The organism is Nonomuraea sp. NPDC003727, from assembly GCF_053586935.1.
Genome location: NZ_JBSFNE010000002.1, coordinates 573,660 through 600,625, shown reverse-complemented (window position 1 = coordinate 600,625; position 26,966 = coordinate 573,660). Strand labels below are relative to the sequence as shown.

28 protein-coding genes and 1 pseudogene are annotated in these 26,966 nt (G+C 70.6%); 17 read left to right on the top strand and 12 right to left on the bottom strand.

The features are described from left to right. The first annotated feature begins 22 nt into the window (after positions 1 to 22). From ACWDLG_RS08090 to ACWDLG_RS08080, 3 genes are all read left to right on the top strand, one after another. Positions 23 to 1,000: a phosphotriesterase family protein gene (locus ACWDLG_RS08090; protein WP_449917267.1), complete on the top strand. Its 978-nt coding sequence runs from the start codon at positions 23 to 25 to the stop codon at positions 998 to 1,000. A gap of 111 nt (positions 1,001 to 1,111) precedes the next feature. Continuing rightward, on the top strand, positions 1,112 to 1,498 hold the full coding sequence (locus ACWDLG_RS08085) for an STAS domain-containing protein (RefSeq protein WP_354913536.1): 387 nt from the start codon (positions 1,112 to 1,114) through the stop codon (positions 1,496 to 1,498). 9 nt (positions 1,499 to 1,507) lie between these two features. Then, the gene (locus ACWDLG_RS08080) at positions 1,508 to 2,389 is read left to right on the top strand and encodes a sigma-70 family RNA polymerase sigma factor (RefSeq protein ID WP_449917263.1); all 882 of its coding nucleotides are present in this window, start codon (positions 1,508 to 1,510) and stop codon (positions 2,387 to 2,389) included. Between the two features lie 356 nt (positions 2,390 to 2,745). Here the strand turns inward: ACWDLG_RS08080 and ACWDLG_RS08075 are convergent, their stop codons facing one another. The 3 genes from ACWDLG_RS08075 to ACWDLG_RS08065 all read right to left on the bottom strand — a co-directional run bounded on the left by ACWDLG_RS08075 (position 2,746) and on the right by ACWDLG_RS08065 (position 7,875). Further along, positions 2,746 to 4,101, bottom strand: coding sequence for a hypothetical protein (locus ACWDLG_RS08075; protein WP_449917259.1), 1,356 nt, complete (start codon positions 4,099 to 4,101; stop codon positions 2,746 to 2,748). A 111-nt stretch (positions 4,102 to 4,212) separates the two neighbouring features. Further along, on the bottom strand, positions 4,213 to 6,696 hold the full coding sequence (locus ACWDLG_RS08070) for a Tex family protein (RefSeq protein ID WP_449917257.1): 2,484 nt from the start codon (positions 6,694 to 6,696) through the stop codon (positions 4,213 to 4,215). 864 nt (positions 6,697 to 7,560) lie between these two features. Further along, entirely contained in the window at positions 7,561 to 7,875 is a 315-nt protein-coding gene (locus tag ACWDLG_RS08065; RefSeq protein ID WP_449917254.1) for a hypothetical protein, read from the bottom strand. Between the two features lie 78 nt (positions 7,876 to 7,953). Between ACWDLG_RS08065 and ACWDLG_RS08060 the strand changes: the two are divergent. Together ACWDLG_RS08060 and ACWDLG_RS08055 are read left to right on the top strand one after the other, a co-directional pair. Then, positions 7,954 to 8,235: pseudogene (locus ACWDLG_RS08060) on the top strand (recombinase family protein); the annotation flags it as partial. After that, positions 8,235 to 8,405, top strand: coding sequence for a helix-turn-helix domain-containing protein (locus tag ACWDLG_RS08055; protein WP_449917581.1), 171 nt, complete (start codon positions 8,235 to 8,237; stop codon positions 8,403 to 8,405). The pseudogene ACWDLG_RS08060 and the gene ACWDLG_RS08055, both read left to right, overlap by 1 nt. Before the next feature lie 368 nt (positions 8,406 to 8,773). Here ACWDLG_RS08055 and ACWDLG_RS08050 read toward each other — a convergent pair whose 3' ends face one another. Both ACWDLG_RS08050 and ACWDLG_RS08045 read right to left on the bottom strand, forming a co-directional pair. Beyond that, positions 8,774 to 10,183 (bottom strand): alpha/beta hydrolase family protein, encoded by a 1,410-nt coding sequence (locus tag ACWDLG_RS08050; protein ID WP_449917251.1) that lies wholly within the window; start codon positions 10,181 to 10,183, stop codon positions 8,774 to 8,776. Positions 10,184 to 10,294: 111 nt separating this feature from the next. Further along, positions 10,295 to 10,870 carry an ArsR/SmtB family transcription factor gene (locus ACWDLG_RS08045; protein WP_449917247.1) on the bottom strand — a complete coding sequence of 192 codons (576 nt, stop codon included), beginning with the start codon at positions 10,868 to 10,870 and terminating at the stop codon, positions 10,295 to 10,297. A 394-nt stretch (positions 10,871 to 11,264) separates the two neighbouring features. On the opposite strand from ACWDLG_RS08045, the gene ACWDLG_RS08040 reads away from it, so the two are divergent. Continuing rightward, entirely contained in the window at positions 11,265 to 11,681 is a 417-nt protein-coding gene (locus ACWDLG_RS08040; protein WP_449917244.1) for a hypothetical protein, read from the top strand. 260 nt (positions 11,682 to 11,941) lie between these two features. Further along, positions 11,942 to 12,466, top strand: a complete 525-nt coding sequence (locus ACWDLG_RS08035; RefSeq protein WP_449917241.1) for a hypothetical protein — start codon at positions 11,942 to 11,944, stop codon at positions 12,464 to 12,466. Between the two features lie 258 nt (positions 12,467 to 12,724). Here ACWDLG_RS08035 and ACWDLG_RS08030 read toward each other — a convergent pair whose 3' ends face one another. Continuing rightward, on the bottom strand, positions 12,725 to 13,246 hold the full coding sequence (locus ACWDLG_RS08030; protein ID WP_449917239.1) for a hypothetical protein: 522 nt from the start codon (positions 13,244 to 13,246) through the stop codon (positions 12,725 to 12,727). A gap of 523 nt (positions 13,247 to 13,769) precedes the next feature. Here ACWDLG_RS08030 and ACWDLG_RS08025 point away from each other — a divergent pair. Further along, positions 13,770 to 13,928 (top strand): hypothetical protein, encoded by a 159-nt coding sequence (locus ACWDLG_RS08025; RefSeq protein ID WP_449917236.1) that lies wholly within the window; start codon positions 13,770 to 13,772, stop codon positions 13,926 to 13,928. A gap of 16 nt (positions 13,929 to 13,944) precedes the next feature. Here ACWDLG_RS08025 and ACWDLG_RS08020 read toward each other — a convergent pair whose 3' ends face one another. Beyond that, the gene (locus ACWDLG_RS08020; protein ID WP_449917233.1) at positions 13,945 to 15,255 is read right to left on the bottom strand and encodes an FAD-binding protein; all 1,311 of its coding nucleotides are present in this window, start codon (positions 15,253 to 15,255) and stop codon (positions 13,945 to 13,947) included. Between the two features lie 46 nt (positions 15,256 to 15,301). On the opposite strand from ACWDLG_RS08020, the gene ACWDLG_RS08015 reads away from it, so the two are divergent. After that, the gene (locus ACWDLG_RS08015) at positions 15,302 to 15,454 is read left to right on the top strand and encodes a hypothetical protein (protein ID WP_449917230.1); all 153 of its coding nucleotides are present in this window, start codon (positions 15,302 to 15,304) and stop codon (positions 15,452 to 15,454) included. A gap of 95 nt (positions 15,455 to 15,549) precedes the next feature. Here ACWDLG_RS08015 and ACWDLG_RS08010 read toward each other — a convergent pair whose 3' ends face one another. Together ACWDLG_RS08010 and ACWDLG_RS08005 are read right to left on the bottom strand one after the other, a co-directional pair. Beyond that, complete coding sequence (locus ACWDLG_RS08010) at positions 15,550 to 15,927, bottom strand: DUF4267 domain-containing protein (RefSeq protein ID WP_449917228.1); 378 nt, start codon at positions 15,925 to 15,927, stop codon at positions 15,550 to 15,552. A 60-nt stretch (positions 15,928 to 15,987) separates the two neighbouring features. Continuing rightward, positions 15,988 to 16,461 carry a cupin domain-containing protein gene (locus ACWDLG_RS08005; RefSeq protein ID WP_449917226.1) on the bottom strand — a complete coding sequence of 158 codons (474 nt, stop codon included), beginning with the start codon at positions 16,459 to 16,461 and terminating at the stop codon, positions 15,988 to 15,990. A gap of 67 nt (positions 16,462 to 16,528) precedes the next feature. Between ACWDLG_RS08005 and ACWDLG_RS08000 the strand changes: the two genes are divergently transcribed. After that, the gene (locus ACWDLG_RS08000) at positions 16,529 to 17,491 is read left to right on the top strand and encodes a DUF5937 family protein (RefSeq protein WP_449917223.1); all 963 of its coding nucleotides are present in this window, start codon (positions 16,529 to 16,531) and stop codon (positions 17,489 to 17,491) included. Between the two features lie 143 nt (positions 17,492 to 17,634). On the opposite strand, the gene ACWDLG_RS07995 is transcribed toward ACWDLG_RS08000, so the two are convergent. Further along, positions 17,635 to 18,564, bottom strand: coding sequence for an AraC family transcriptional regulator (locus tag ACWDLG_RS07995; RefSeq protein ID WP_354913519.1), 930 nt, complete (start codon positions 18,562 to 18,564; stop codon positions 17,635 to 17,637). An 82-nt stretch (positions 18,565 to 18,646) separates the two neighbouring features. Here ACWDLG_RS07995 and ACWDLG_RS07990 point away from each other — a divergent pair, with 82 nt between their 5' ends. From ACWDLG_RS07990 to ACWDLG_RS07960, 7 genes are all read left to right on the top strand, one after another. Then, complete coding sequence (locus ACWDLG_RS07990; protein ID WP_449917220.1) at positions 18,647 to 18,943, top strand: hypothetical protein; 297 nt, start codon at positions 18,647 to 18,649, stop codon at positions 18,941 to 18,943. Continuing rightward, positions 18,940 to 19,413, top strand: coding sequence for an anthrone oxygenase family protein (locus ACWDLG_RS07985; protein ID WP_449917217.1), 474 nt, complete (start codon positions 18,940 to 18,942; stop codon positions 19,411 to 19,413). The genes ACWDLG_RS07990 and ACWDLG_RS07985 overlap by 4 nt, the downstream gene beginning before the upstream one ends. Before the next feature lie 105 nt (positions 19,414 to 19,518). Further along, complete coding sequence (locus tag ACWDLG_RS07980) at positions 19,519 to 21,144, top strand: ABC transporter substrate-binding protein (RefSeq protein ID WP_449917214.1); 1,626 nt, start codon at positions 19,519 to 19,521, stop codon at positions 21,142 to 21,144. Further along, positions 21,141 to 22,157 carry an ABC transporter permease gene (locus tag ACWDLG_RS07975; RefSeq protein ID WP_449917211.1) on the top strand — a complete coding sequence of 339 codons (1,017 nt, stop codon included), beginning with the start codon at positions 21,141 to 21,143 and terminating at the stop codon, positions 22,155 to 22,157. Before ACWDLG_RS07980 ends, ACWDLG_RS07975 begins: the two co-directional genes overlap by 4 nt. Beyond that, on the top strand, positions 22,154 to 22,999 hold the full coding sequence (locus tag ACWDLG_RS07970; RefSeq protein WP_449917207.1) for an ABC transporter permease: 846 nt from the start codon (positions 22,154 to 22,156) through the stop codon (positions 22,997 to 22,999). Before ACWDLG_RS07975 ends, ACWDLG_RS07970 begins: the two co-directional genes overlap by 4 nt. Continuing rightward, a complete protein-coding gene (locus ACWDLG_RS07965; protein WP_449917204.1) occupies positions 22,996 to 23,844 on the top strand; it encodes an ATP-binding cassette domain-containing protein in 849 nt (282 codons plus the stop codon). The genes ACWDLG_RS07970 and ACWDLG_RS07965 overlap by 4 nt, the downstream gene beginning before the upstream one ends. Beyond that, positions 23,841 to 24,716 (top strand): ABC transporter ATP-binding protein, encoded by an 876-nt coding sequence (locus ACWDLG_RS07960; RefSeq protein ID WP_354913510.1) that lies wholly within the window; start codon positions 23,841 to 23,843, stop codon positions 24,714 to 24,716. The genes ACWDLG_RS07965 and ACWDLG_RS07960 overlap by 4 nt, the downstream gene beginning before the upstream one ends. Here the strand turns inward: ACWDLG_RS07960 and ACWDLG_RS07955 are convergent, their stop codons facing one another. Further along, a complete protein-coding gene (locus tag ACWDLG_RS07955; RefSeq protein WP_354913508.1) occupies positions 24,717 to 25,073 on the bottom strand; it encodes a DUF742 domain-containing protein in 357 nt (118 codons plus the stop codon). Next, a complete protein-coding gene (locus ACWDLG_RS07950) occupies positions 25,066 to 26,958 on the bottom strand; it encodes a sensor histidine kinase (protein WP_354913506.1) in 1,893 nt (630 codons plus the stop codon). Before ACWDLG_RS07950 ends, ACWDLG_RS07955 begins: the two co-directional genes overlap by 8 nt. Positions 26,959 to 26,966 lie beyond the last annotated feature (8 nt).

The following is a 26,966-nucleotide window of genomic DNA, read 5'->3' as shown; positions in this document are numbered from 1 at the left end:
CAGTCGGTATGGGAGGCTCCGCATGCCCACCGTTCCCACCGTCCGCGGCCAGGTCGACGTCGCCGAGCTCGGCCAGACCCTGATGCACGAGCACATCTTCGCCCTGTCGACCGAGCACAAGGACAACTACGGTGCGGGCGGCTGGTGGGACGAGGAGTTCAGGGTGGCCGACGCGATCGGCAAGCTGAAGGCGGTGGCGGCCAAGGGCGTCCGGACGATCGCCGACCCGACCGTGTGGGGGCTCGGCCGCTACATCCCGCGCATCCAGCGCATCGCCGCGGAGGTGCCCGAACTCACCATCATCGTCGCCACCGGCCTCTACTTCCACGACCTGCCGCCGCACCCCTACGAGCACCGCGGGCCGGGGCTGCTCATGGACATGCCGGACCCGATGATCGACGACATGGTCCGCGACCTCACCGAGGGCATCGCCGACACCGGGGTCAGGGCCGCGTTCGTCAAGTGCGTGGTCGACAGGCGGGGCCTGACCGAGGGGGTCGAGCGCATGTGCCGCGCCGCCGCCCAGGCACACGTGCGCACCGGCGCGCCCATCACCGTCCACACCGACGCGGCCACCCGGTCGGGACTGCTCGCGCTCGACCTGTTCGCCAAGGAGGGCGTCGACCTTCGCAAGGTGGTCGTCGGGCACGCGGGGGACAGCAACGACCTCGACTACCTGCGCAGGCTCGCCGACACGGGGGCCATCCTGGGCATGGACAGGTTCGGGCTCGACATCTACAACCCGACCGAGCAGCGCGTGGCCACCATCGCCGCGCTGTGCGAGCAGGGTTACGCCGACCGCATGGTGCTCAGTCACGACGCCGCCTGCTTCATGGACTACTTCGCCGGCGACTGGGACGAAGGCGTGCCGCTGGTGGCGCCGAACTGGCGCTACGACCACATCCACGACGACGTGCTGCCCGCGCTGCGCTCGCGCGGCGTGACCCAGGAGCAGATCGACCAGATGCTGGTCGGCACCCCCGCGCGCTACTTCTCCTGACCCGCTCTCCGCGGCTCGCCCCACTCGCCCCCGCCGGGTGGGCGAGGCGTTGCCCACGATCTTCGGTATGGTAGCGGGATCGAAGCGTGCTACACGGGTAGGTGGAGCTGGGTGACTGCGGAGCAGGCCTTGTCAATCAGCCTCGGACTACAAGGTCCGTGTGTCATCGCGAGGCTGACAGGCGACTTCGACTTCGGATCGGCGGCGGAGGTCCGTGATCGGGTCACCAAGGCACTCGATCTCAGCCAGCCTCCGATGATCGTCATCGACATGCAGGCCGTCGAGGTCTGCGACTCCTCGGGGCTGTCCGTGCTGGTCTACCTCCACAAGGCGGTCACCGCCTCCGGCGGGCGGCTGCTCCTGTCCGGGCTCAACGGGCGCTGCAAGCACCTGTTCGCGATCACCGCGCTCGACAAGTTCTTCGACATCAGGCCCACCGCCGAACTCGCCATCGCCGAACTCTCCGAATCTGGGCATTCTCCGCCGTTCGCCGGGTAGTCGGGCGGCATGGCGGACCTGTTAGGCGACTACCTCAAGGAGATCGGCGGGATCCCGCTGCTCACCGCCGAGGACGAGGTCGACCTCGCCCGTCGGGTGGAGGCGGGACTCTACGCCGCGCACCTCCTGGCCCACGGCGACGACCGGCCCGAACTGCCGGCGCTCGTGCGGGACGGCGGACAGGCCAGAGACCGGCTGATCAGGGCCAACCTGCGCCTGGTCGTCGCCGCCGCCAGACGCTACGCCCATCGCGGGCTCCCCCTGCTCGACGTCATCCAGGAAGGCAACCTGGGGTTGATCCGAGCGGTGGAGAAGTTCGACTACAAGCGCGGATACAAGTTCTCCACCTACGGCATGTGGTGGATCAGGCAGGCGATCGAGCGCGGCATCAACGACAAGAGCAGAACCGTGCGGCTGCCCGCCCACATGGCCGAGGAGGTCACCCGCCTGTCACGCATCACCCTGCGGCTGGCCGCCGACCTGGGCAGGGAACCCGGCGAGGCCGAACTGGCCACGGCGGCCGGCCGTACCGTCGAGCAGATCAAGGGCCTGCGCAGGATCGCGCGGGAGACGATCAGCCTCGACACGCCCGTCGGCGAGAACGGCGAGGCCAGCCTCGGCGACCTGATCGCCGACGACGACGCCCCGCAGGTGGCCGAGCTGATGGAACTGCGTGCGCTGGCGGCCGAGATCCGCGGGCAGGTGCGGGAACTGCCGGTGCGCGAGGCGTTCATCATCAGACGCCGGTACGGCCTGGCGGGCGGCAAGGTGCTCACCTACCAGGAGATCGCCGACCGGCTCGGACTTACCAGGGAACGGATCAGGCAGCTGGAGCGGCAGGCGTTGCGGAGGCTGCGCGAGGGCGGCCCGTTGCCGGCCTGGGCTTCCTGATCAGGTATCGACAGCGGCGGCCGCGGTGTGCTGATCTCATGGCGCGGTCGGGCGCTGGTACGTCTCGCGCGCACCTCCGTCCGTCACTTCTCCTGCCGCTGACCGGCCAGGAACCCCCGCGTGCTCGGCAGTGGGGGAACGCGCGAAAGCCCACGGACGGCTCCTGCGGGAAGGGCCGTCTCGCGGGCTGAGATCATGAACGCCCGGAGATCAGGCGGTGATCATGAGGGCGAGGCCGATGAGGACCACGATCGGGACCACCCAGACGACAGCCTCGGCCGCGAACTCCTTGTACATGCTGTTGCTCTCCCTCAATGGGCCGCAGAAAAGGTCACTGCGCAGCATAGCCGCAGTGGTCAGCGGTCCGTCCCCCGGTGCTCCCTCTCGGCGAGCCTCAACCGCTTGCCGAGACTGAAGCGCAACCCGTCGGCCATGAGCAACGGCAGGTCGCGAGAGTCGGTCTCGACCCGCTCGACCACCTCGGGATGATCTCCCAGGTGACGTGTCCAAGCCAGTAGAACCTGGGGCATCGCGGCGACGGCGGCCTCGCTCATGATCGCTTCCCTCGGCAGCCACGAGGTCAGGAACTGAGTGACGCGCGCCGGGCTCCACCACGACGGACGATCACCCAAGAACTCCACAAGAGTGGCGAACGCCTCATTCGCGCCCGGCACGTCCGGGAGATCGTCGAAGCGGTCCACGGTGTCATCCGGCGACCGCCGCCCACCCCTGACACCCTCCGAGGCGCGCTCCGCGCTGACTGCAGGGACCTCGGCGGCGTGGGCGGGTGCTGGGCTCTCCACGCTGTCCGCGGGGCTCTTCGTGCCGAGGACGGGGTTCTCGGTGGCGTGGGCGCGGGCCAGGACGATCGCGCGGGCCGGCGGGAGCGTCTCGGCGACCGGGGCGCCCAGCACCGCGTCGGTGAGGTCGAACGCGTCGATGATCCGGCCCGCCACCCGCACCGGATCGGCGGGGCGGACGTCGAGGTCCTCCAGGAACTTCGGCTCCTCGATGACCGCGTCGACCGCGAAGCCGCCGTTGGCCTGGTCGATGGCGACGACGGCCAGGTGGGGCTCCTTCTCGTTGGGATAGACGAAGGAGATGACCGCCAGGGCCTGCTCGCCGTAGGGGTCGGCGGTGCCGTACCACGCGGATTCGGGTCGGGCCCGCCCCATGAGCTCCATCCAGCGCGGAACCCCGGCCGCGGCGACATCGCGCGTCGACGCGTAGGCGCCGGGCGTCGCATCGGTGTCCCCACGGTGGACAGCGGGTTCGCCGGTGTCCGCGCCGTGGGCGGTGGGAGTTACACCGGCATCTCCACGGTGGGTGGTGGGCTGGCCGGCGTCCTCTCCGGGGACGGTGGGTTCGCCGTGGGCGGTGGGAGTTACACCGGCGTCTCCACGGTGGGTGGTGGGCTGGCCGGCGTCCTCTCCGGGGACGGTGGGCTCGCCGGTGTCCGCGCCGTGGGCGGTGGGCGGCTCGTCGGCCTCCGGGAGTTGGGAGAGGGAGGCGAGGGCGGTCAGGATGAGGCGCGCCTCGGGGGTGTCGTCCCGGGCGACGCGCGCCAGGAACGATCGGGCCGCCTGCTCGTCGTCCCGCCAGCTGGCGGCCAGCCTGCTCGCCCACAGTTCGGCTCGCAACGGCGACCGCCACCGGAGCAGGTCGCGAGCCTGCCGTACGGCGTCGCGGTAGAGGTCACTGGTCTCGTCCATGGCACCCACCCCATGACCGTACCCAGTCTGAGGGGTGCGGCAGGCGCCCGTCCGCTCGGCGCTGAACCGCGCGGGGTGCGGGGCCACCGGGACCCCGCACCCCGCGAGCGATCAGTAGTCGTCGCCCGCCAGGCCGGCCTTGCGCAGGGCCTCGGCGAGGGCCCCGGTCGGCGCGGGACGGCGCTGCCCGCCCTGGCGGCCACCCTCACGCCCGTTGCCACCCTCACGCCCGTTGCCGCCGTCACGGCCACGGCCACCGTCACGCCCGTTGCCGCCGCCATTCCCTCGGCCGCCGTCACGCGTGTTGCCACCGCGGCCGCCGTCGGCGCGGCCTTCCCCGCGGCCACCCGAACGGCCGCCGCCGCGCCCTTCTCCGGAGCGTCCGCCGCCCGGCTGGCCGTCTGCGCCGCGGCCCTCGGCCGAGCGTCCACGCCCCTGCCTGGCGCCCGCCGCGGTCTCGTCCTCCAACCGGAGCGTGAGCGAGATGCGCTTGCGCGGGATGTCGACCTCGAGCACCTTCACCTTGACGATGTCGCCGGGCTTCACCACGTCGCGCGGATCCTTGACGAACGTGCGCGACATCGCCGACACGTGGACCAGCCCGTCCTGGTGCACGCCGATGTCGACGAACGCCCCGAACGCCGCGACGTTCGTGACGACCCCTTCGAGGATCATCCCGGACGCGAGGTCGGAGAGCTTCTCCACGCCCTCCTTGAACGTCGCCGTCTTGAACGCCGGACGCGGGTCACGACCCGGCTTCTCCAGCTCGCCCAGGATGTCGGTGACCGTCGGCAGGCCGAAGGTGTCGTCGACGAACTCGGCGGGCTTGAGGGAGCGCAGCGTCGCGGTGTTGCCGATGAGCGACTTGAGGTCGGCGCCGACCGCGCTCAGGATGCGCCGCACCACGGGGTAGGCCTCGGGGTGCACGCTGGAGGCGTCGAGCGGGTCGTCGCCGCCGGGGATGCGCAGGAAGCCCGCGCACTGCTCGAACGCCTTGGGCCCGAGGCGCGCCACCTCCTTCAGCGCGCTGCGCGACCTGAACGGCCCGTGGGTGTCGCGGTGCTGGACGATGTTGTCGGCCAGCGTCGCCCCGATGCCGGACACGCGGGTCAGCAGCGGCGCGGAGGCGGTGTTGACGTCGACGCCGACCGCGTTGACGCAGTCTTCGACCACCGCGTCGAGCGAGCGCGACAGCTTGGTCTCGGCCAGGTCGTGCTGGTACTGGCCGACGCCGATGGACTTCGGGTCGATCTTGACCAGCTCGGCCAGCGGGTCCTGCAGGCGGCGGGCGATGGAGACGGCGCCGCGCAGCGAGACATCGAGGCCGGGAAGCTCCTGCGAGGCGTAGGCGGAGGCGGAGTAGACCGACGCTCCGGCCTCCGACACCACGATCTTGGTCAGCCCCGGCATGTGCTTGACCAGCTCGCCGGCGAGCTTGTCGGTCTCGCGGGAGGCGGTGCCGTTGCCGATCGCGATCAGCTCGACGCCGTGCTTCTGGGCGAGCGCTCCGAGCACGGCGAGCGACTGGTCCCACTGGCGCTTGGGCTCGTGCGGGTAGATGGTCGCGGTTTCGACGACCTTGCCCGTGGCGTCGACCACGGCGACCTTGACGCCGGTGCGCAGGCCAGGGTCGAGACCCATCGTGGCGCGCGTGCCGGCGGGCGCGGCCAGCAGCAGGTCGCGCAGGTTGGCGGCGAACACCCGCACCGCCTCGTCCTCGGCCGCCTGCCACAACCGCATGCGCAGGTCGAGGCCGAGATGGACGAGGATGCGCGTGCGCCACGCCCAGCGAACCGTGTCGGCGAGCCACTTGTCGGCCGGCCTGCCCTGGTCGGAGACACCGAAGCGGGCGGCGATGCGCATCTCGTACTCGGGCCCCTCCTCGGGCTCGAGCGTCACCGAGAGGATCTCCTCCTTCTCGCCGCGGAACATCGCGAGGATCCGGTGAGAGGGCAGCTTGGTGAACGGCTCGCTGAAGCCGAAGTAGTCGGAGAACTTGGCCCCCGCCTCCTCCTTGCCCTCGCGCACGGTCGAGACCGCCCTGCCGTGCGACCACATGCGCTCGCGCAGCGTGCCGATCAGGTCGGCGTCCTCGGCGAAACGCTCGATCAGGATGGCGCGGGCGCCCTCCAGGGCGGCGGCCGAGTCGGCCAGCCCCTCCACGACGTACGGCTCGGCGGTGGCGAGCGGGTCGAGCGTCGGGTCGCCCAGCAGCGCGTCGGCCAGCGGCTCCAGCCCGAGCTCTCGGGCGATCATGGCCTTGGTGCGGCGCTTCGGCTTGTAGGGGAGGTAGATGTCCTCGAGACGGGCCTTGGTGTCGGCCGCGAGGATCTGCTCCCTCAGCTCGTCGGTGAGCTTGCCCTGCGTCTCGATCGACTCCAGGATCGCCGCGCGCCGCTCCTCGAGCTCACGCAGGTAGCGCAGCCGCTCCTCCAGCGTGCGCAGCTGCGCGTCGTCGAGCGCGCCGGTGACCTCCTTGCGGTAACGCGCGATGAACGGCACGGTGGCGCCGCCGTCGAGCAAGTCGACCGCCGCTTGCACCTGCCCCTCGCGTACGCCCAGCTCTTCCGCGATGCGCTGGTGAATAGAGAGCACTGATTCGCCTTTCGATGGTCCGCCGCCCAATTGTGCCGGACCCGCGGGGCGGGTGCGCTCGCCGGCTGCGTCTTTCCCGCTCAGGAGGGGTTTCTCCCGTACGGCAAGCCGGCCTGGCACCTCCGTCCCCGCATGGTCCCGTCCGCCGAGGGCGCGCGCCCAGCAGGACTTCGGTCCCCGCCGTCACGGCGAGCCTGAACCCGAAACCCTAGACCCCCGCACCGACATTTTCCGCTCGCCCGGCCGCCGACGGTGGGACGCGCCGCGCCGGTTCGAGGAGAGGGCAGGCGGTCATGCGCGCAGTGGTGGTTGGGGGGAGATCTGGGGGTCGCGCGCGGTGGTGATCGGAGGGGAAGGGGGAAGCTCGTGCGCGGGGTCATGGTGGTGATCGGAGGGGATGGTGAGGTGCTCGTGCGCGCGTCACGGTGGTGATCGGAGGGACGGTCAGGTGCTCATGCGCGGGTCGCGGCGGCAGTTGGAAGGGACGGTCAGGCGCTCGTGCGCGGGTCGCGGCGTCGATCGGAAGGGACGGTCAGGTGCTCGTGCGCGGGTCGGGGGCGGGGTGCCGCCGCCGTTCGGGGAGAACGACGGCGGCACGCGGGCTCAGTGAGGCACGGTCGCTCTCGCCGGTGTCGAGCAGTCGGGGCACGCGGGCCCCGACCACGGCGTGGGCACGAGTTGGCCGCGGTGGCGCCACGTGACGGCGCATCTCCCGCACCCGTTGTCGCCGTGCCACGCCTCGTAGGTGTAGCGCCACTCCTTACGGCATTGCGGGCAGTGATGGGTCCATGTCTCCAGAACGACGTACAAATCCTTCATGTCGGGCTCCGATCAGGGTGGAAGTACGGCGGGCACAGGGCCCTGTCACGTACGCCACACGCAGAGGAGCGTCTGGAGCCCGGCCGCTCGCGCGCACGGGCGCGGGGCGGGCGGGAGGGTGGTCCGGGCGCGACGGCTCGGCACGGGGTGGTGGGCGGAGCGGCGGAGGAGCGGTTCGGCCCTCCGGGAGACCTCCTCGGCGGGTGCACCTCGATCGGTGGCGACCACCTCGCGGTCGGCGGTGAGCGCCTCGGTGTAGGTGCTGGTGCCGAGGACCTGCATGGTCCAGGCGAGTGCGGCGATGAGCACCCACAGCCATGCCCTTGCCCCAGGGGACAGGCGGGGCGCAGCGGCGATCACGCATCGTAATATCTCCGGCACCCAGAGTCGAGAATCGCAACGGAGCGTAATATTCGCCCGCCCGCCACCGTCGAACGGATGCACCCCGGCGACACCCTGGTCATCTACAAGCCCGACCGCATCGCCCGCTCGGTCAAGGAACTGCTGATCTTCCTCGAAGACACCCTCGCCCCGCGCGGCATCAACCTTCAGATCCTGTCCGGCATCTGCGCCAGCCTGCACCGGCCCAGCGGGCAGACGATCGGCGACCGGATGCTGTTCATGCTCGCCGGCCTGGCCGCCGAGATGGAACGCGAGCTGATCAGCGAGCGCACCCTGGACGGCCTGGCCGCCGCCCGCGCCGGAGGCCGCCCCCGGCGCTGGATGAGGACAAGCTGGCCGCCGCCCGCGCCCGGCAGGCCCGTGGCGAATCCATCACCGCCATCGCCAAGCACCTCGGCGTCGGCCGCTCCACCCGGTATCGAGCGCTGGAGAACGACGAACCACCCACCACCCCGTCCAGCCCCGCCCCGCTCCAGCCCACCGAGTAGCTGTGAGTGACGTTGCAAAGTCGGACTCGACATCGTGCTCGGCATCGTCTCCGTACGGGCCGAAGGGCCCGAGCTGGCCCGGCGCGCTCGCGCCGGGCAGCGGGGCGCCATTCTTGGCGCGGTGGAGTGAGAAGATCACCGCGGCGCCGCTCGGCGGGGCCTGCGGCTCCTGCAGTTCGGGGATGTGGCTGTACAGGGTGCCGGCGACGATGAGCTCGCGGATGAACTCGGCCGGCGCGGCGAAGACGTGGAACACCAACGGCCCTCGCCACCAAAGGTGACTTTGGTTACCCACAGCTACTTTGGGCCTCGTCGCACGGATCAGAGTGGAGGGCCGCGAAGACCGCCGAGCGTTCCAGCTCACCGGTTCAGGGAATGAGCACGCCCCAGTAGGCCGCCCACGGCACGAACACCGCGGCTGCTGCCAGGGTCATTCCCAGCCGTATCCGGTTTCCGGGGGACAGCTCGCGGCGGTGGCGCCAGGTAGCGGTGGCCGTGGCGACCGCGGCGACGACCGTGGCCACGGCGAGAAGCTGAAGCGCCAGCCATGGCAGGGAGCGGCCGAGGACCACGGGCCCGATCAGGTAGGCGCCGGTGAGCACCAGGACACAGAAGTAGCCGAGGAAGCCGAGTGTGGAGGCCATGAGGGCGATGACGAGCCAGCGAGCCGGTCGTGAGGCTGGGGGTGCGCCGCGGCGTCGCCGCAGCCGCCTGACGATCGCGGCCAGCGCGTAGCCGAGGGAGGCGGCCAGGAAGATCGTGAAAGCCGCGAGTTGCAGCCAGGGTGACTCGTACCAGGCGAACGGTCCGTCCACCGGGCGGCTCAGCAGATCCTGGGACGGCGGCTGGTCCGCGCCGGCCTTCGGCGGGCCATCGCTCAGGCTGGTGATCCAGGCGGCCTCGAACTCGGCGAAGTCGGCAGGGAGACTGTCGGGACGGTCGAAGCCGTCGTCGAACGTGCGGTTGAGGTTGTGGCGGACGCCGGTGATGAAGTGGATGGTGGAGTGGGTGTTGCCGCCGCGTTCCAGGCCCTGCCGGATGATCTGGGAGCTCTCGGCGGGCATCGCCTCCCGGTCGAGGGTTCCCCACAGCGCGAGGACCGGCTGGCGGACGTGTTCCCAGCTGCGCATGGGGTCGCGGTCCTCTTCGCCGAACAGGCCGCTCCCGATCCCGAACCTGATGGCGCGCTGCTGCAGCATGTGGGTCAGCGATCCGTGCACGCCCGCGTGCCGGAGCCGCTCGCCGTACGCCCATGCCTGTTGCCTGGCGGGCGTCGTTCCGACCGCACCGGCGACGACGAGGAAGGCCACGTCCGAGGATCGGGCGGCCGCGATCGGCGCCACCCACGCTCCCTCCGACAGTCCCCAGATGCCGATCATCGCCGGGTTCACCTCGGCGCGGGCCCGCAGTGTGCGCACCGCCGCGAGCGCGTCACCGGCGAGCGTCTCGTAGTTCCGCCGCAGGATGGAGTAGCCGATGGTGCGCTTGTCGTATATCAGGGTCACGATGCCGCGCTTGGCGTAGGCCTCGGCCTCGTCCCGGAATTCCTCCCGGGTGACGGGCCCGGCGCCGTGCACCATGACGATGCCGGGCCTGCGGCCTTTCGCCGATTTTGGCGCCACGACCGTTCCGTGCAAGGTCACGCCGCCGTCCCCGGTGAAGGCGACGTCGCTGGTGACCAGCGCGTCGGCGTGTGCGGGTACGGGTAGGGCGCACAAGGCGATCGCGAGTATGACGGGCAGCAGCGACCCCGTCCAGCGTTTGCGTGAGAGCAGCATGAGGTGCTCTCCTTTCTATGGGAATCCGTGCACGTGAAGACACGCCCTTGGCGGGGCGTGGTGATGCGGATTTCGTCTCTGGGCCGTCGGGCTGGCACCCGGCGGCCCAGTTCATTCGCCGTCGTCGGCGGATGTGGGGGCGGGGAACGCGAGCATCCGGGCGAGCACAGTGCGCGCTCCGGGTGGCGTCGCCTCGTCCGGCCTTTTGTAGCGGTAGAGCAGTTTCACGTACTCCTCGAGGAACTCTTTGAGCTCGTCGAGGGTGAGGCGCATCGCCGAGCGCGACCAGACCAGGGCGTCGGCCCATTCACCGAGGTCGTCGCGTTCGAGTTGGAAGCGGGTGAGTTGCTCGAGCTCGTCGGCGAAGTCGAGCCGGTTCATCTCCTCGACCGCCGCCCGCATCTCGGGGGTCTGGCGGCTGTAGGGCGGGATCCTGCGATCAGCAGGCACCTGGCGCCACCAGCGTTCTCGTCCCCTCGACAGCTCGGGCACCTCTTCGATGAACCCGTGCTTGGCCATCTGGCGCAGGTGATAGCTGGTCAGGCCAGTGCTCTGGCCCAGTGCTCGGGCGAGAGTCGCGGAGTTGGCAGGACCGTTGCGCAACTGCCGTTCGATCCGCTGTCGCATGGGGTGCGCCAGGAGCTTCAGCGCTTCGACATCGGTTATCTCCTGCGGGACGAGATCCACGAGAGCACCGTACCGTTCGCAAAGGGTGTTTGCAAAGGCGCTTTGCGAATGCGTGCCCGGCCGGAAGTCCGGGGCTCCGGGAAGCAACGGCCATCACGCCGGCCCTCGCATCGCCTCGACGCGGGAGCCGGTCTCATGCCCGGCGGAAGCCGTCCATCCGCCGGCGTCATCTCGCCGCGCGTCTGCTCCCCGGCTGGTGTCCTCATCCACGCTCGGACACCGGGTCATCACGAACGGGCACGCGCCTTCGGTCTCGTGTCCTCGCTGGTCAGCCGCTGTCCGGGCCGGGCGGGTGTCCGGTCGTCGTCCGCAGGTGCTGTCCACCGGTGGTGGACACCGTGCCGGCCCTCCGAAAGTGATCTCGCAGTGCTCGAGACGACGAAGGGAACAGACGATGAAGAAGATCGGCGCGCTGGTGGCGGGCGGGCTCCTGGCGGTAGGGATGACGGCCCTGCCGGGTGCGGCCGCGACCGAGCAGGCACTCACCGGCAAGGTGGTCAACACGGCGGGGCTTGTCACGTTCGAGGCGACCCTCATCGGCGGGACCGCCGATGAGGAGGTGTACCGGATCGACTTCAACAAGCGCCCCGTGCGGTGGTACGCCTACGGCGAAACGGTCCATCCGGTGTGCTGGCTGGAGGGCCCGAAGGTCACCGGCCCGTACGGTTCGACCACCGCCTGGATCTCCCTGGGCGGCGGCTACAGCTCCAGCGGTTACGGCACGCAAACGGTGCTGACCGACGCGTGGGTCAACACCGGCGACGACATCCGCAAGCAGGTCAGAAAGTGCGCAAGGTCCGCCGGGCAGTGACGAGCGGCCCCTTGCCACTGATGCAGCGCCCGTAACCGTGCGATGAACGCGGCCACCGGGTCCTCCCCAGGCCTCGCCGGTGTCCACGTTCTTCCTCGGCGATCGGATCATCTCCTCGCTTGGTCAGCCGCCGTCCAGACCTGGCAGGTGTCCGCTCGTCGCCGGCATGCGCTGTCCACGGGCGTGGACGCGCCACCGGTTTTCCGAAAGTGATCGTGTGCCATCACGGCACACCATCTCGACCCGACAGGAGTCACGCAGTGAGATCTGTTCAGCGCATCGCCGCCCGGGCCGTCGCAGCAGCGGCCCTCGTCCTGCCCGCGCTCGCCTTGACCGGCTCGCCCGCCGTCGCCGATCCCGCCGAGGAGACGTTCACCCCCTACGTCACCACGCTGGAGCGCGACACCACCGCATGCCCCGGCAACGACCAGTACTTCAGCGGCTGGGACACGCAGCGGCCCATCGAGTGGACCTACACCAACGGCGACCACGCCTGCATCGAGGTCCAGTACAAGGTGGCGTTCACCGCCGCGCACTGCGCCTACCAGTTCTACGTGCCCGACAGGCAGGCCACGGGCTACATCGACTTCTGGGTGGAGGGGATCACCAACGAGGGCCACGGAACCTGGGGCGCCAACGCGGGGATCAACGAGATCGACAAGGAGGGCTGGCACACCATCTACACCGGCGACCGCGTCACCTCCGTCAAGTTCTGGGACAGGGGGCCGAAGGGATACACGCTCGGCTGGGGCAAGTACGCCAGCCTGAAGCGCGTCTGCTCCTGATCCCTGAGGGGCCGACACCCACCTGCTGCAGCGCATAAGGGGCCCGGCTTCACCGATCATGGTGGCAGGGCCCCTTTCGCGGGTGCAGGCTGGAAACCTGCACCGCTTGATCGGACGATGAAGGCCTCTCCGCCCGACGCTGCTGGGGACAGGCACCAGCGCCGCCTGGCGAGGACGGCATCGATCTCGTCGACCGGATCGGCAGCACCTACGTCACGCACGCCAGGCGGCGCACTTCTCGCCTGGCCTCGGATGGGTTCACCCCGGGCAGGAGATCGCGCTCCTAGCCTTCCCCTCGAACCGCCTGCCGCGCGAGTCGTTGAAAAGCACGGCACCCCAGGCCCAGATGCACAGTCCGCCGGCGTTGACGGTGGCCGCGCCGGTCCGGTTGAGGGTGCTCCCCCTTTCTTCCGGGTCGTTGTTCGAGGAGTCGGACAGCAGGACGAGATCCGGGTCCTGCCGGCACTGGCCGGCGGTGCGTCCGCAGGCATAGAGCTCGACCATCAAGGCCTTGCGATGGCGCTCGGCTGCAAGGCTGGTGTTGGTGAAAGCGCACACCTGGCCGCCGTTGCGGTAGATGTGCAGGAAGGCGCCCTTCATCGAAGCGCTTCCGTCTTCGGTCGTGGCTGTGATCTGGATGCGGCCGATGCGCTCACCGCTGCAAGTGGCGCTCTGGGACGCCGCGTGGGCGGTTGCGGCCGGGGCGAGAGAGGCGGCCACGAGTCCGGTGGTGAAGACCACCGCCGGCGCCAGGCGTGCGAGAGCGGATCGTGTGGACATAGGGGTCCTTTCCAGGGGGCGAACGAGATGACGACGATCACGAATCGGTGATCGTCTTGGACCGATGCTGCCCCCGCGCGGTTCGCTCCCGCACCCCCTGAGAGCTGCGGAATCGAAGTGGCAACAACCGCAACAACCGCAACAGCGATACGCGGCACACCCCTGCAGCAGCCGGTTCCCCAGCCGCCTGATCCGAGCCGCCCGGCCCAAAGCACCGCCCACCCACGGCAAGGCGGAGACACGGGTCTTTCCGTCCCGGACGAAAAGAGACGAGCGGAGCAAGATAGGCGATCAGACGGCCGAATGGAACCGAATCGACCGGCGATCACAACCAAGCCGCCGCCAGCACACGACCAGACGAGGAGCACCCCGATTGAGCACCGCACCTCCAGCAGGCGCGGGCCGGGATCGGCGCGCTGGGCGACGACGAGTACGGGCGGCTCATCAAGGGGGTCTGGAGCGGCTGGCCGAGCAGTTGGGTGAGGTCATCTGACTGCGCCCCGGCGCATTCTCTGCAGTCCCCATGGCCCTGCACCTGCGCGAGCAAAACCTCAGCCTGCGCGACATCGCCGCCCGCCTCGTCATCACCTGCGGCGCGAAAAAGGGCCGTCACTCCTCGGCCGCGAGTGTCCTGCGCATGCTGTGCGACCACGACGGCAGACCGCGACCAGCGGGGCTGTGACCTGCTGGGAACCGATCTATCCGAGCACCGGGTAGTTCGCGCGGAACACGTTGTGCGGGTCACGGGCCCGCTTGATCTCCCGCAGCCGCGCGAGCGTGCTGCCGGAGAAGGACTTCGCCGCCGTGTCGCCGGGGGACAGCACGGTGTACGGCTTGCGGCCGCTGATGTAGGCCTCCAGGTCCGCCACGACCTCGGCCTGCTTGGCGCGCGTCGCATCGGCCGCGTGCGGCAGGCCGAGACCCACCAGGCCGAGCAGGTACGGCTCAGCCACCGCGCCGCTCGCACCGGCCCCGCCGCCCGGCTCGGCGAGCGCCCCGCCCAGGTGCCTGATCTGCAGGTTGATGAGCGGTTCGACCGGCTTGGCCAGCAGGAGCTCCACCGCGTCCGCGTCCAGGCCGGTGAGCAGCTCCGCACGAGCGATGGACGGGGCCGGATCGGTGGGCTCGGCGGCGATGTGACCCAGGTCGGCGACCGGGACGACGCCGCGGCTGTCGGAGATCGCGCCCTCGATCTTGTCGATGCGCGCCAGCAGGTCCTGCCCCTGAGCCGCCTCCCCTAGGTAGGCCAGATCCAGCGTTACCATCGGCGGCGCGCCGGGTGGCTGGAGCCGGTTGATCCAGACACTGAGTTCACGCGGCGCCTCGGCGGTGATCTCCAGGAACGCGTCGTACACCTCCCTGGTCCGGTGCTCCGGCCAGATCACGCGCCCGCCGTACAGGACTGGCGCGGGATACAGCTCGAGTTCGAGGGCGGTCACCACCGCGAAGTCCCCGCCACCGCCGCGCAGCGCCCAGAACAGCTCGGGATCGGACTCGGCGGTCACCCGGCCCGGCTCGCCATCGGCGTCCACGATGTCGATGGCCCGCACGCTGTCGGAGGCGAAGCCGTACTTGCGGCTGAACCAGCCGACCCCACCGCCCAGGGTGTAGCCGGTCACGCTGACCCCCGGCGCGCTGCCGGCCAGGCCGGTCAGACCCAGCGGACCGGCCGCCGCCAGCACCTGCCCCCACTTCACGCCCGCGCCCACCCGGACCACGCGCTCCTCCGCGCGTACCTCCACCTCGTTCAGCAGGCCGGTACGCAACAGGATCAGGCCTTCCACATCACCGGAGGCGCCATGCCCGCTCGGCTGCGCGGTCACCGTCAAACCCGCCCGCCGCGCGTAACGCACGAGCGCCGCCACGTCATCGGCGTCCGCGGCCTCCGCCACGGCCGCCACCGGCTGCCTGACGGTCAGATTCCACGCGGTGGCCGCCTGTTCGAAGCCGTCGTCATCGGCTAGGAGCACGCGCCCCTTGAGGACACCGCGCAGATCGTTGATCGTCATCGTCGTCTCCCTTTTTTTGAGTTCTCAGAAAATGCGAAGGAATACCGTGCTGCACTACGGGAAGGACGGCGCCCTGACCGCCCGGACAAGGACCACGCCGAAACCTCGATGTCTGCACCTGCGGCGGTCCGCGCTGGTGCACGTCAACACGCTGCTGCTTCAGCAGGTTCTCGCCGAGCCGAGGGACGGCGCGGCCTGACCGCGCTGTTCTGGCCCGACGTCGACCGGCTGCTGGATCGCTGGTGAGGCGATGGCGGGACGCGTCGAAGAGCTCCGGCCGCCGGACCACCTGGTTTACGCGATGAGCAGGAGCGCGCTGATCGCCAGCATCACCACGGCGGTGGCGCCGTGGATGCCGTAGGCGGCCGCCTTGGGCCCGTTGCTGCGCAGCACGATCACCGCGTCGCCGACGGGGATGGCGCCGGCGGCAAGCATGAACCAGCCCAGCAGGTGGGTTGTCCCGCCGGCCAGCACGATGAGGATGAAAAGTCCTGAGGCGATGTCGCGCACGCCCTTGACGGACAGCCAGGCATGGAAGCTCCGGCCCTCGGTCGGCGTGTCGGGGATCCCGAAGCCGACCGCGGCCTGCGGCGCCCAGAAGAAGCTGGTGCCCATGACGATGACGCCCGCGCCGATCAGTCCGGCGAGCACGGTGGCGATGGTGGGGAGCATGAGTGTGTCTCGCCCTTTCGGGAGCAGTTGTACGAGCGCATTCCAGACAGCGGGGCGCTATCACCGTTCGTGGTCGTCGACGAAGTGGTTGTCGTGGGCTTCGTGAAGCCGGCTCAGGTCCCGATCGGTCACGGTGGCGAGCTGCGCGAAATACTCCTCCCGGGGTACGCCTGGCGAGAGTGCCATGAGGAGGGTGGCAGGGTCGGCGCGCTCCTTCCGAAGCGCGTGGACGTCACCCATCGCGGCATGCGCGGTGTCGCCGGGCAGCAGTGTTCGCCACGCCCGCCCGTCGAAGTAGTCGACTTCGCCTTCTTCAACGATGAAGGTCTCGCTGAAGGTCGTGTGGAAGTGCGGGACAGGTCCCCGGCTGGAGGGCGACATGCGCCACCGGTAGATGCTGACGAGCCCGCCGGTCTCCGCCGGGGCGGCGAGGACTTCGACGGTCGATCCGCCGGCACCTAGCTGGATCGTTCGCGTCTTTCCGGCGCGCTCGGGTCGCCCGCGGAACCAGTCCGTCGGCTTCGTCTCGGTCATGGCCCGAGTCTCGGGGCTTCGCCGCCGCGCTCGCGCTCACTTCGGCGGTGGCCTAACAATAGGGAGAGTGATCCGCTTCCGATTGGGTGCCGGCGCTGCGAGCGTGCGATGGGCCATGTCGCCGATCCACGAAGTGGTCAGTCTCGCCCGGCTGTTGACAGAACCGCAGCGTCACCCGATGTTCCACCCGTGGCTTCGCCGTCGCCACCACCGCCTTTCCAGCCTGGACCTGAGCGCGCTCACGGTCTTCATGGCCGATGGCGCGTATCGGCCCGACTTCCTCGACCCATCGCCGATGTCCAGTGAGCCGACCTTCGAAGAAGGCATGGAGGCCCTCCTCTCCACCCCGGCGGACCAGGTCTACGCCGAGTTGGCCGACGCCGGCATCGGGCGTGGGGCAGAAATAGGCCGCCGACTGCTCGATGACCCCGACCGAGTCAGGTCGGAGGCCGCCGAAGCGGTGCGCCGCCTCTGGACGGCGGCCATGGAACCGGAGTGGCCGTCCATGCGGCAGGCGCTGCGTGCCGAGATGCTGGACCGGGCCATCCAGGTCAACCGCGAGGGGCTGCGCACCGTCCTTCCGCGCCTGCACCACTCCGCGGCGTGCGAAGGCGACACCATCACCGTCAAGTCGTCCGCCGACCTCGACGTCGACTGCCCCGAGGGACTCATTCTCATTCCGTCGCTGTTCATCACCGACCGGGTGCAGTGCACCACCTCAGACCACTGGACTCCGGCGATCTACTACCCGGCATCCGGGCGGTACCTCTGGGCGGCACCTCCCACTCCGAGATCCCTTGACCGGCTTCTGGGGACGACTCGGTCGAGGATCCTGGCCGCGCTCACCACTCCGCTGCAGACGTCCATTGTGGCCAGGCTGGTGAGCGTCACCGTCCCGACGGCCAGCGAACACCTGACGATCCTGCGAGACGCCGGGTTGATCGACAGCAGCCGGGCCGGTCGCACGGCCACGCACGAGCTCACCAAAGCTGGACGTGCTCTCCTGGACGCGGCCTCGCCGCGACCATGACTGGTCTGGGCGGGCGGATGTTCTGCGGGCTGGACGTCGTCGGGCGGGGGCGTCGCGGGGTGGACGTTCTCCTGGAGGGACGGGTGGGGGTGTCCGGGTTGTGGAGGGTCTGGTCGGCGCTTCGGGGCAAGCAAGGGAACGGGTCAGGCGGGGGCCATGCGGTGTTCCTGGGGGCTGAGCCCGCGCTCCCGCTTGAACGCCGTGCTCAACGCGAACGCGCTGCCGTACCCCACCTTGTGTGCCACGGAGGCCACGGTCGCCTCGGGTTCGCGCAGCAGGTCGGCGGCCATGGTGAGCCGCCAGCTGGTCAGGTAGGACATGGGCGGCTCGCCCACCAGTTCGGTGAAGCGGCGCGCCAGGGCGGCGCGGGAGACTCCCACGCGGTCGGCCAGCGCGGAGACCGTCCACGGGCTGGCGGGCTCGTTGTGCAGGACGCGTAGCGCGCGGCCGACGACGGGGTCGCTGTGCGCCTGGTACCAGGCGGGCGCCCCGGCTTCGGGCCGGGAGAACCAGGCGCGCAGCGTGGCGATGAGCAGCAGGTCGAGCAGCCGGTCGAGGAAGACCTCCTGACCCGGCTGGTCCTTGGCGATCTCGTCGCCGAGCAGGGCGAGCAGGGGCGTGTCGAGTGAGGGAACCACCAGCGCGGACGGCAGGGCGTTCAGCAGCCGCCTGCTGATCTCGCCGCGCAGCTGGTAGGTGCCGCTGAGCATGACGGCGGGGCCGTCCAGGCTGTCGCCCCAGGTGCGCACGCCCAGGTCCATCGACGCGCACAGCTCAACACCGTCGACGGTGGTGCTGCGCTCGCCCGGGTGGATGAGGATGGTGGGCTCGGTGGCGGGGTCGTCGGCCACGTTGTACGCCTCGGGGCCGCGCATGATCGCCACGTCGCCGGGCGTCAGCCGTACGGGGGCGCCGCCGTCGGGGATCACCCACGCCTCACCGCGCAGCATCGAGACGAGCGTCAGCGGGGCCCGGTCGAGGATGCGCACCGACCACGGGGGCGTCATGATCGAGCGGAGCAGGAAGGCGCCACGGGCTCGCGGCCCGTCGAGGAGTCCTGCGAGAGCGTCCATGCGACGAAGCCTAGACGCTGGATGATGCGGGCGAGCTTCTCGACGATGGCCGCCGTCCGGGGGTCGCGGCCAGGCTGAGGGCATGACGAACCTGGTTCTGGGCGGCACGGGGAGGACCGGCCGCAACGTGGCCCGTGTCGCGGGCGACGCGGCCTCGGTCTCGGAGAACGCGGCCTGGGTGGCGGTGAACATGAGCGGGCCGGCGCGCGAGGTCGTCCTTCCCGTGGGCGAGGGCGAGGTCGTCCTTTCCGCGGGGGAGGCTGTCCGGTCCAGGGGTGCGGGCGTGTTGTCCTCGGGGGACGGCGGCCCGTCGGCGGGCGAGGGTGGCCGGCCCTCCGTCAAGGCCCGGTGCGCCGGGGTGCGAGGTGGCGGACGATGACGACGCTGACCCAGGTGATCGCGGTGCTCAGCCTGGTTCTGCTGGGCGCGATGGCCGGCCTGTTCTACGGGTTCACGATCTCGGTCATGCCCGGGCTCGACGCGATCAGGCCCGACCAGGCGGTGGCGGCGATGCGCAGCGCGAACAGGAAGATCCTGAACCCGGTCTTCCTGCTGATGTACCTGGCGGCGCCTGTCGCCCCGGTCGCGGCGGGCGTGCTGCTCCTCGTCCAGGACGTGCCGGCCGCGGGGACCGCCTTCCTCGTCGCGGGCGGCCTGTACGTCCTCGGCGCGTTCGCGGTGACCGCGGCGGTCAACGTGCCGATGAACAACGCGCTGGAGGCGGGCCGGGGGGAGCCGGAGCGGCTGTGGGCCGCCTACTCCGCCCGCTGGCGGCGGTGGAACACGCTGAGGGGGCTGGTGAGCTTCGCGTCTCTCGCCATCGCGGGGGTGGGCCTGTTGTTGTGGTGATGCCGGGGAAGGGAGAGGCGTAAGTCGCTACGATCTTGCCCGGCGGGGCGAAAGCCGGGCGAAAGGCGCGGATCCCGTCAGAGTGGCTTACGAAAGGAACTCCCCATGCGCTGGCACAAGCGTCTGCTCGCCGCAGGGGTCGTCGGGGCCGTGACCATGACCGCATCCGCGTGCGCGGGCGGACAGGTGCGCGGTGCCAGCCAGCCCCCCTCAGCGCCCGCCACCGGATCCACCGCCTCCCCGACGGCGAACGCGGCGACGGAGAACGACAAGACGTTCGTCTACGCGCCCAACCTCGACGTGGTGACCGACTGGGACCCCGCGACCTCGTACTCCAACGAGAACATCGCGATGCAGAACATCTACGAGTCGCTGACCCGCTACAACGTCGCGACCCAGAAGCCGGAGCCGCGCCTGGCCACCGAGTGGAGCTCGGCGGCCGGCGGCAAGGAGTGGACGTTCAAGCTCCGGGAGAACGTGAAGTTCCACAGCGGCAACCCCGTGACCGCCGAGGCCGCCAAGAAGGCGATCGAGCGCACGATGAAGCTGAAGGGCGGCGCCGCCTACGTCTGGGACGCGGTCAAGAAGATCGAGACCCCCGACGAGCACACGCTGAAGTTCACCCTGTCCTACGCCAGCCCGCTCGACCTGGTGGCCTCCTCGGGCTACGCCTCCTACATCTACGACACCAGCGTGGTCGAGCAGGTCAAGGACGGCAAGGCCGACGCGGGCACCGGCCCGTACACGGTCGACACGTGGGAGAAGGGCAAGGAGACCGAGCTCACGCTCAAGGCCTTCGACGGCTACTGGGGCAGCTGGAAGCCCGAGCAGTACAAGAAGGTCGCCTTCCGCGTCACGCCCGAGCTGAACACGGCGTGGCAACTGCTGCAGAAGGGTGAGGTCAACTTCGTCCAGCGGCTGAACCCGCAGCTGTTCGCACAGGCCGGCGGCACCGCCGGCGTGCAGGCGTCGCAGACGGCGTCCTTCCAGAACCTGATGCTGCTGTTCAACACCGACAGCGGCCCGCTCAAGGACGTCCGCGTACGGCAGGCGCTGCAGAAGGTCCTCGACTACGACGGCCTGGTCGCCGCGCTGAAGGGCGCGGGGCAGAAGGGCTCGGGCCTGGTGCCGCAGGGCCTGCTCGGCTTCACGCCCGGCCTGGAGCCCAAGCAGGACCTCGCCGAGGCCGCCGAGCTGCTGGCCGCCGCCGACTACGGGCCCGACCTCAACGAGCTGAAGCTCAGCCTGACCTACGCCCAGGGCGACGCCGACCAGCAGCTGCTGGTCACGCTGCTGACGGCGGAGCTGAAGAAGCTCAACGTCTCCCTGCAGGCCAAGCCGATGCAGTGGAACCCGCAGTGGGACCTCGGCAAGAAGAAGGGCCAGGACATCTTCGTCATGTACTGGTTCCCGGACTACGCCGACCCGTACTCGTGGTTCGTCAACGTCTTCCGCAGCGCCGACCCCGTCTCCTTCAACCTGTCGTACCTGAAGGACGAGGCCATCGACAAGGAGATCGACGCGCTGCCCGAGCTGACCGCGACCGACAGGACGGCCGCCGAGCGGTCCTACGCGGAGCTGCAGCGGAAGATCATCGAGGAGAAGGCCGCGGTGGCGGTGCCGTACGTGCAGACCTACCAGCGGGCGCTGTCGGCTGGCGTGGAGGGCTACGTCGACAACCCCGCCTACCCGAACGTGGTCTCCTTCTACGACCTGAAGCCCACCGGGTGACGCGTTACCTGGCTCGCCGGCTCGGCCAGGCTCTCCTGGTCGTGGCCGGCGTGGTCACGCTCACGTTCGTCATCATGCGGCTGGTGCCTGGCGATCCCGCCGTGGCGTACGCGGGGCCGAAGGCGACGCCCGAGCAGCTCGCGGCGGCGCGCGAGCAGTTCGGGCTGGAGCGGCCCCTCCACGTCCAGCTCTGGAACTACGCCAGGGACCTGCTCACCGGCGACTGGGGTGTCAGCCTGCGCACCCGCAGGCCGGTCATGGAGGATCTGCTCAACGCCTTCCCCGCGACGCTGGAACTGGTGGGCGCGGCCCTGGTCGTCGCGATCCTGGTGGGGGTGCCGGTCGGCGTGCTCGCCGCCCGCCACAAGAGGAGACTGCCGGACCTCTCGGTACGGCTGGGCTCCATGCTTGCCGTCTCGGTCCCGGTGTTCTGGCTGGCGCTCACCCTCCAGCTGGTCTTCGCCACCCATCTCGGCTGGTTCCCCGTGGCGGGCGAGTACGACACCACGCTCGACACCACCAGCCCGCTCACCCTGTGGACCAACATCACGATCGTGGACGCGCTCATCACGGGCAACTGGCCGATCTTCACCAGCACGGCCGAGCACCTCGTGCTGCCCGCGCTCGTCGTGGCCGCCTACCCCGCGGGCGTGATCGCCCAGCTCACCCGCGCCGCGCTCATCGAGGAGTCGGGGCAGGACCACGTGCGGTTCGAACGGGCCATGGGCTTCGGCGAGACCGCCATCCTGACGCGCTTCGCGCTGCGGCCCGCGCTCAACCCCGTGCTGTCGCTGATCGCGCTCGTCTTCGCCTACTCCCTGGTCAACGGCTTCCTGGTCGAGGCGGTCTTCAACTGGCCCGGCCTCGGCCGTTACGCGTTCAACGCGATCACCTCGGCGGACACGCCGGGCATCGCGGGCGTCACCGTGCTGGTCGCCGTGGTCTACGTGCTGGCCAACCTGGTCGTCGACCTGCTCCAGGGTGTCGTCGACCCGAGAGCGAGGGCGCGATGACCGCCGTCGAGCCGCGCCGGCGATTGCCCCGCGTCCCTGACCGCTTCGCGGCCTTCGGCGCGGTGCTGCTCGTGCTCATCGTGCTGTCGGCGATCTGCGCGCCGTGGCTGGCGCCGTACCCGGAGAACGACACGCAGCCGCTGCGCGCGCTGCTGCCGCCCGGTGCCGCGCACTGGTTCGGCACCGACCAGGTCGGCCGCGACATCCTCACCCAGGTCCTGTACGGCGGGCGCACCTCGCTGACGATCGCCGTCGCCGTGCTGGCGGTGTCGGCGACGGCCGGGGTCACGCTCGGCCTCGTCGCGGGCTACGCGGGCGGCTGGGCCCGCGACGTGATCATGCGGGTCACCGACGTCTTCCTCGCCTTCCCCGCCCTGCTGCTCGCCCTGGCGCTCGCCGTGGTGCTGCGGCCGAGCGTGACCACGGTGATCCTGTCGATCGCGGTGACCTGGTGGCCCTGGTACGCCCGCCTGTCGGCCTCGGTGGCCGCCTCCGTCTCCACCAGGAGCTACGTGGACGCGGCCCGCTGCCTGGGCGTGCCGGCCCCGCTGATCGTGCTGCGGCACGTGCTGCCGAACTCGCTCACGCCCGTCCTGGTGCAGCTCTCGCTGGACGCGGGCGGCGTCATCCTGACCGCGGCGGCCCTGTCCTACCTGGGGCTCGGCGCGCAGGAGCCGACCGCCGAATGGGGGTTGATGGTGTACCAGGGGCAGACGCTCTTCACCACGAACTGGTGGGTGGTCACCTTCCCCGGGCTGGCGATCCTGCTGACGGCGTTCGCGTTCAACGTGCTCGGCGAGGGGTTGCGCGGCGCGCTCGACCCGCGGAGGACGGTCCGATGATCAGCATCAGGGACCTGCGGGTCGCCTACGGGTCCAGGGTGGTGGCGCACGTGCCCGTCCTCGACGTGGCGGCGGGGGAGTGCGTGGCCGTCGTCGGGGAGAGCGGCTCGGGCAAGTCCACGACGCTGCTGGCCGCGCTGGGGCTCGCCGAGGGGGCCACGGTGTCGGGGGAGGTGAGCGTGTGCGGGGTGGACGTGCTGCGGGCCAGGCCCCGCGCGCTGCGCGCGATCAGGGGGGCGAAGGCGGCGCTGGTCATCCAGTCGCCGCAGGCGGCGCTGTCGCCGACGACGCGGCTCGGCGTGCTCATGCGCAGGGCACTCAAGCGCCATGGCATCACCGGCACCCCCTCCTCCGGGCCGTCCGCCGCCATGCCCGACGGGAACGCCGGGGTGCTCCCCGAAGGGGAACCCGCGGGCGGCGCGGGGCGCGCGGACGCTCCGCGGCGGGGCGGGATCGAGGCGGTGATGGCGCGGGCGTGCGAGGCCGTGATGCTCGACCCGGCCATCCTGCGCCGCTACCCGCACGAGATCTCCGGCGGCCAGGCCCAGCGGTTCGCCATCGCCCTGGCCATCGCGCTCGGCGCCGAGGTGATCCTCGCCGACGAGCCCACCAGCGCCCTCGACGTCACCGTCCAGGCCGAGGTGGTCGGCGTGCTGCAGAGGCTGCGCGAGGAGCGGGGGCTCGCCCTGCTGATCGTCTCCCACGACCTCCCCCTGGTCTCCACGATCGCCGACCGCGTGCTGGTCATGAAGGACGGCGAGGTCGTGGAGTCGGGCCCGGCCCACCAGGTGCTGTCCAGTCCCGGCCACCCCTACACCCGCGAGCTGCTGGAGGCGCTCCCATGATCATGCGCGCCGACGGCGTCACCCTCGCCTACGGCAGGACGCCCGTCGTCCACGACGTCACCCTCGACATCACCGAAGGCGGCGTCGGCCTCATCGGCGAGTCGGGCTCGGGCAAGACCACGCTCGCCCGCGCCTTCCTCGGTCTGCTCCGACCCGTCAAGGGCCGCGTCACCTACGGCGGGCAGGACCTGTCCAAGGTCGACAGGAAGGTCTTCAGGAAGGCCGTCCAGCCGGTGTTCCAGGCCGAGTCGCTCGACCCCAGGATGTCGGTCGGCCGATCGATCGCCGAGGGCAGCCGTGACAGGGCGGCGGTGCCCGCGCTGATGGAGCAGGTCGGCCTGGACCCGGCGCTGGCCGGACGCAAGCCGCACCAGCTCTCCGGCGGGCAGCGCCAGCGGGTGGTCATCGCCAGGGCCCTGGCCGTGCGTCCCAGGCTGCTCGTCCTCGACGAGCCGACGAGCGCGCTCGACGTGACCGTGCAGGCCAGGATCCTCGACCTGCTGGCGGGCCTGGGGACCGAGCGGCTGCTCATCACCCACAACCTGGCGGTCGTGGGGCGGCTGTGCCGTACCTCTCACGTGCTGTTCGCCGGGCGGATCGTCGAGTCGGGGCCGACGGAGGACCTGCTGCGGCGGCCCGCCCACCCCTACACGCTGGCGCTGCGTGACGCCGTGCCCAAGCTGGGCGGCCGGCCGCCGGTGGCCAGGGGCGGAACCGAGTCGGCGCCCGCGGACACCGGATGCCCGTTCCGGCTGCGGTGCCCGCTGGCCGTACCGGAGTGCGAGACCGCCCCGCAGCCGCGCGAGGTGGCGGGCAGGACGGTCGCCTGCCACCGGGCCGAGCTGGTGCTCACAGGGCTGGCCGCGCGGTGATCACAGGGCGCGCAGCCCGTTGATCACCTCGAGCATAACCTTGGCGTCGGGCGCGGGCGGTGGCTTCTCGACCTCCACCAGCTTCTGCGCGTGCAGGTCACCGACCAGCACGCGCACCACGCCGATCGGCAGGTTCAGCTCGGCGGCCACGTCCACCAGACGGGTGGGTTTGGTGCACTGCTGAAGGATGATCAGGTGTTCGGGGCCGAGGCCCACGGGCATGGCGAGACCGCCCGCCGTGATGATCACGGCGATGAGGTCGATGGCCTCGCTGGCGGGCACGGTGCGACCGCGGGTCAGCAGGTAGGCGGGAACGATCGGACCTGCGTCCTCGTCCAGCCAGCGCTCCTCACTCACTGGTCACCACCCGCATCTTCCTCACGGGTTCCTGCTCCTGCTCCTCGGGTGCGACGACGAGCTCTGCGGGGATCAGCACGATGGCGGTGGTCCCTCCATATGGCGAACCGCGCAACGTCACGCGGATGTCATGCCTGGCGGCCAGGCGGGCGACGACGAACAGGCCGAGCCTGTCGCTGTCGGCGAGATCGAACTCGGGCGGGTTGGCCAGCCGTTCGTTGAGCTCGGCCAGCTCCTCTTCGCTGAGTCCGAGTCCCCTGTCCTCCACCTCCACGACGAAACCGTGCGCGGCGAGCTCGCCCCGCACGGTCACCGTGGTGTGCGGAGGGGAGAAGACGGTGGCGTTCTCGATCAGTTCGGCGATCAGGTGGATGACGTCGCCGACCACGGGCCCGGCCAGCGAGTGGGCGGGCATGGGCGAGACGGTCACCCTGGTGTAGTCCTCCACCTCGGCGGCGGCGCCGCGCACCACGTCGTGCAGCGGCACCGGCTTGCGCCAGCCACGTCCGGGAGTGGCGCCCGACAGGATGATCAGGCCCTCGGCGTGGCGGCGCATGCGGGTGGTCAGGTGGTCGAGGCGGAACAGGTCGTCCAGGGCCTGCGGGTCGGTGGCGGTGCGCTGCATGCCGTCCAGCTGGATGCGCTGGCGGTGCAGCAGCGTCTGGCTGCGCCGGGCCAGGTTGCGGAAGACCTGGCCGACGCCCGCGCGCAGCTTCGCCTCGCCGACGGCCGCCTCGACGGCGGTCTGCTGGACGGTGGCGAAGGCCTTGCCGACATCGGCGATCTCGGTCGTCCTGCCCGGCACGGACAGCTCGGGCACCTCGACCTCCTCGCCCTGGCGCAGCTTGCGGACGACCTGCGGCAGGCGGGTCTCGGCCACCTCGAGCGCGGCCTCGCGCAGCGTGGCCAGCTCCTTGGACAGCCGGTTGCCCATCCGCAGGGAGATCATGAGGGAGACGACCACGACGAGCAGGCCGGTGCCCGCCAGCACGAGGGCACGCACGAGCACCGCGTCGGCCACGGGCTCGGCGCGCTCGGTGAGCATGACGCCCGCCTCGTTCTGCGCGTTCTGGATGGCGTTGGCCAGCGCCGTGGAGGTGGAGGGCCAGTCGGCGGGCGCACGGCCCGCGATGATCTGCTCCTCCATGATCCGCAGCCGCTGGTAGGCGGGGGTGGTGATGATGCCGACCTGGATCTCGCGCAGCGGCGCGTCCAGCTCGGCGAGCGCCTGGTCGATGAGGAAGCGGCGGTTGCCGACGAGCTGGGTGAAGAGCTTGCGCTCCTCGTCACCCGGGTTGCCGACGGCGATGGCCTGCTCCCTGGTCAGCAACTCCTTGGCGTAGCCGAGGTTGATGACCAGGCGCGACTGCTCGTAGATCGGGATGTCGTCGATCAGCGCGACGCTGCGCTGCAGGCCGAACAGCGCGTCGGAGATCGCGTTGTAGGCCTCGATGGTGGGCAGCCGGGGCGACAGGCCGGCGTCGACCTCGCCCCTGATGGCCTCGAGGTGCACCAGCTGGGTGAGGACCGCGTCGATCTGGCGGCGCACCGCCTCGGTGGTCGAGCCGCGCGAGCGGTCCGACAGCTGGCGGAAGAGCTCCCTGGCCGCGTCGGTCCTGGCCCGCTGCTCGTAGGCGGCGCTCTGGTCGGCCGGAGCGTGCCGGTGGACCACCAGCCGGGCCGAGGACAGGCGCTCGCGCTGCAGCTCGCCGATCAGTTTGCTCGCGGGCTGGCGTAGATTGGTCCAGCGCTCCTTGTAGGAGCGCAGCTCCAGGCTCTCGCCCGCGGTCACCGCGACGATGACACCCCACAGGGTCATCATCGACACCAGCGGAACTAGCAGCAGGCCGACGATCTTCACTCTGATCGTGCGGCTTCGGCCCATGGCACCTC

Coding starts and splice junctions, on each gene's coding strand:
- ACWDLG_RS08090 (WP_449917267.1), top strand. CDS start 23: ATGCCCACCGTTCCCACCGTCCGCGGCCAGGTCGACGTCGCCGAGCTC.
- ACWDLG_RS08080 (WP_449917263.1), top strand. CDS start 1,508: ATGGCGGACCTGTTAGGCGACTACCTCAAGGAGATCGGCGGGATCCCG.
- ACWDLG_RS08075 (WP_449917259.1), bottom strand. CDS start 4,101: ATGGACGAGACCAGTGACCTCTACCGCGACGCCGTACGGCAGGCTCGC.
- ACWDLG_RS08050 (WP_449917251.1), bottom strand. CDS start 10,183: ATGCTGCTCTCACGCAAACGCTGGACGGGGTCGCTGCTGCCCGTCATA.
- ACWDLG_RS08040 (WP_449917244.1), top strand. CDS start 11,265: ATGAAGAAGATCGGCGCGCTGGTGGCGGGCGGGCTCCTGGCGGTAGGG.
- ACWDLG_RS08030 (WP_449917239.1), bottom strand. CDS start 13,246: ATGTCCACACGATCCGCTCTCGCACGCCTGGCGCCGGCGGTGGTCTTC.
- ACWDLG_RS08025 (WP_449917236.1), top strand. CDS start 13,770: ATGGCCCTGCACCTGCGCGAGCAAAACCTCAGCCTGCGCGACATCGCC.
- ACWDLG_RS08020 (WP_449917233.1), bottom strand. CDS start 15,255: ATGACGATCAACGATCTGCGCGGTGTCCTCAAGGGGCGCGTGCTCCTA.
- ACWDLG_RS08010 (WP_449917228.1), bottom strand. CDS start 15,927: ATGCTCCCCACCATCGCCACCGTGCTCGCCGGACTGATCGGCGCGGGC.
- ACWDLG_RS08005 (WP_449917226.1), bottom strand. CDS start 16,461: ATGACCGAGACGAAGCCGACGGACTGGTTCCGCGGGCGACCCGAGCGC.
- ACWDLG_RS07995 (WP_354913519.1), bottom strand. CDS start 18,564: ATGGACGCTCTCGCAGGACTCCTCGACGGGCCGCGAGCCCGTGGCGCC.
- ACWDLG_RS07990 (WP_449917220.1), top strand. CDS start 18,647: ATGACGAACCTGGTTCTGGGCGGCACGGGGAGGACCGGCCGCAACGTG.
- ACWDLG_RS07985 (WP_449917217.1), top strand. CDS start 18,940: ATGACGACGCTGACCCAGGTGATCGCGGTGCTCAGCCTGGTTCTGCTG.
- ACWDLG_RS07980 (WP_449917214.1), top strand. CDS start 19,519: ATGCGCTGGCACAAGCGTCTGCTCGCCGCAGGGGTCGTCGGGGCCGTG.
- ACWDLG_RS07970 (WP_449917207.1), top strand. CDS start 22,154: ATGACCGCCGTCGAGCCGCGCCGGCGATTGCCCCGCGTCCCTGACCGC.
- ACWDLG_RS07965 (WP_449917204.1), top strand. CDS start 22,996: ATGATCAGCATCAGGGACCTGCGGGTCGCCTACGGGTCCAGGGTGGTG.
- ACWDLG_RS07960 (WP_354913510.1), top strand. CDS start 23,841: ATGATCATGCGCGCCGACGGCGTCACCCTCGCCTACGGCAGGACGCCC.
- ACWDLG_RS07950 (WP_354913506.1), bottom strand. CDS start 26,958: ATGGGCCGAAGCCGCACGATCAGAGTGAAGATCGTCGGCCTGCTGCTA.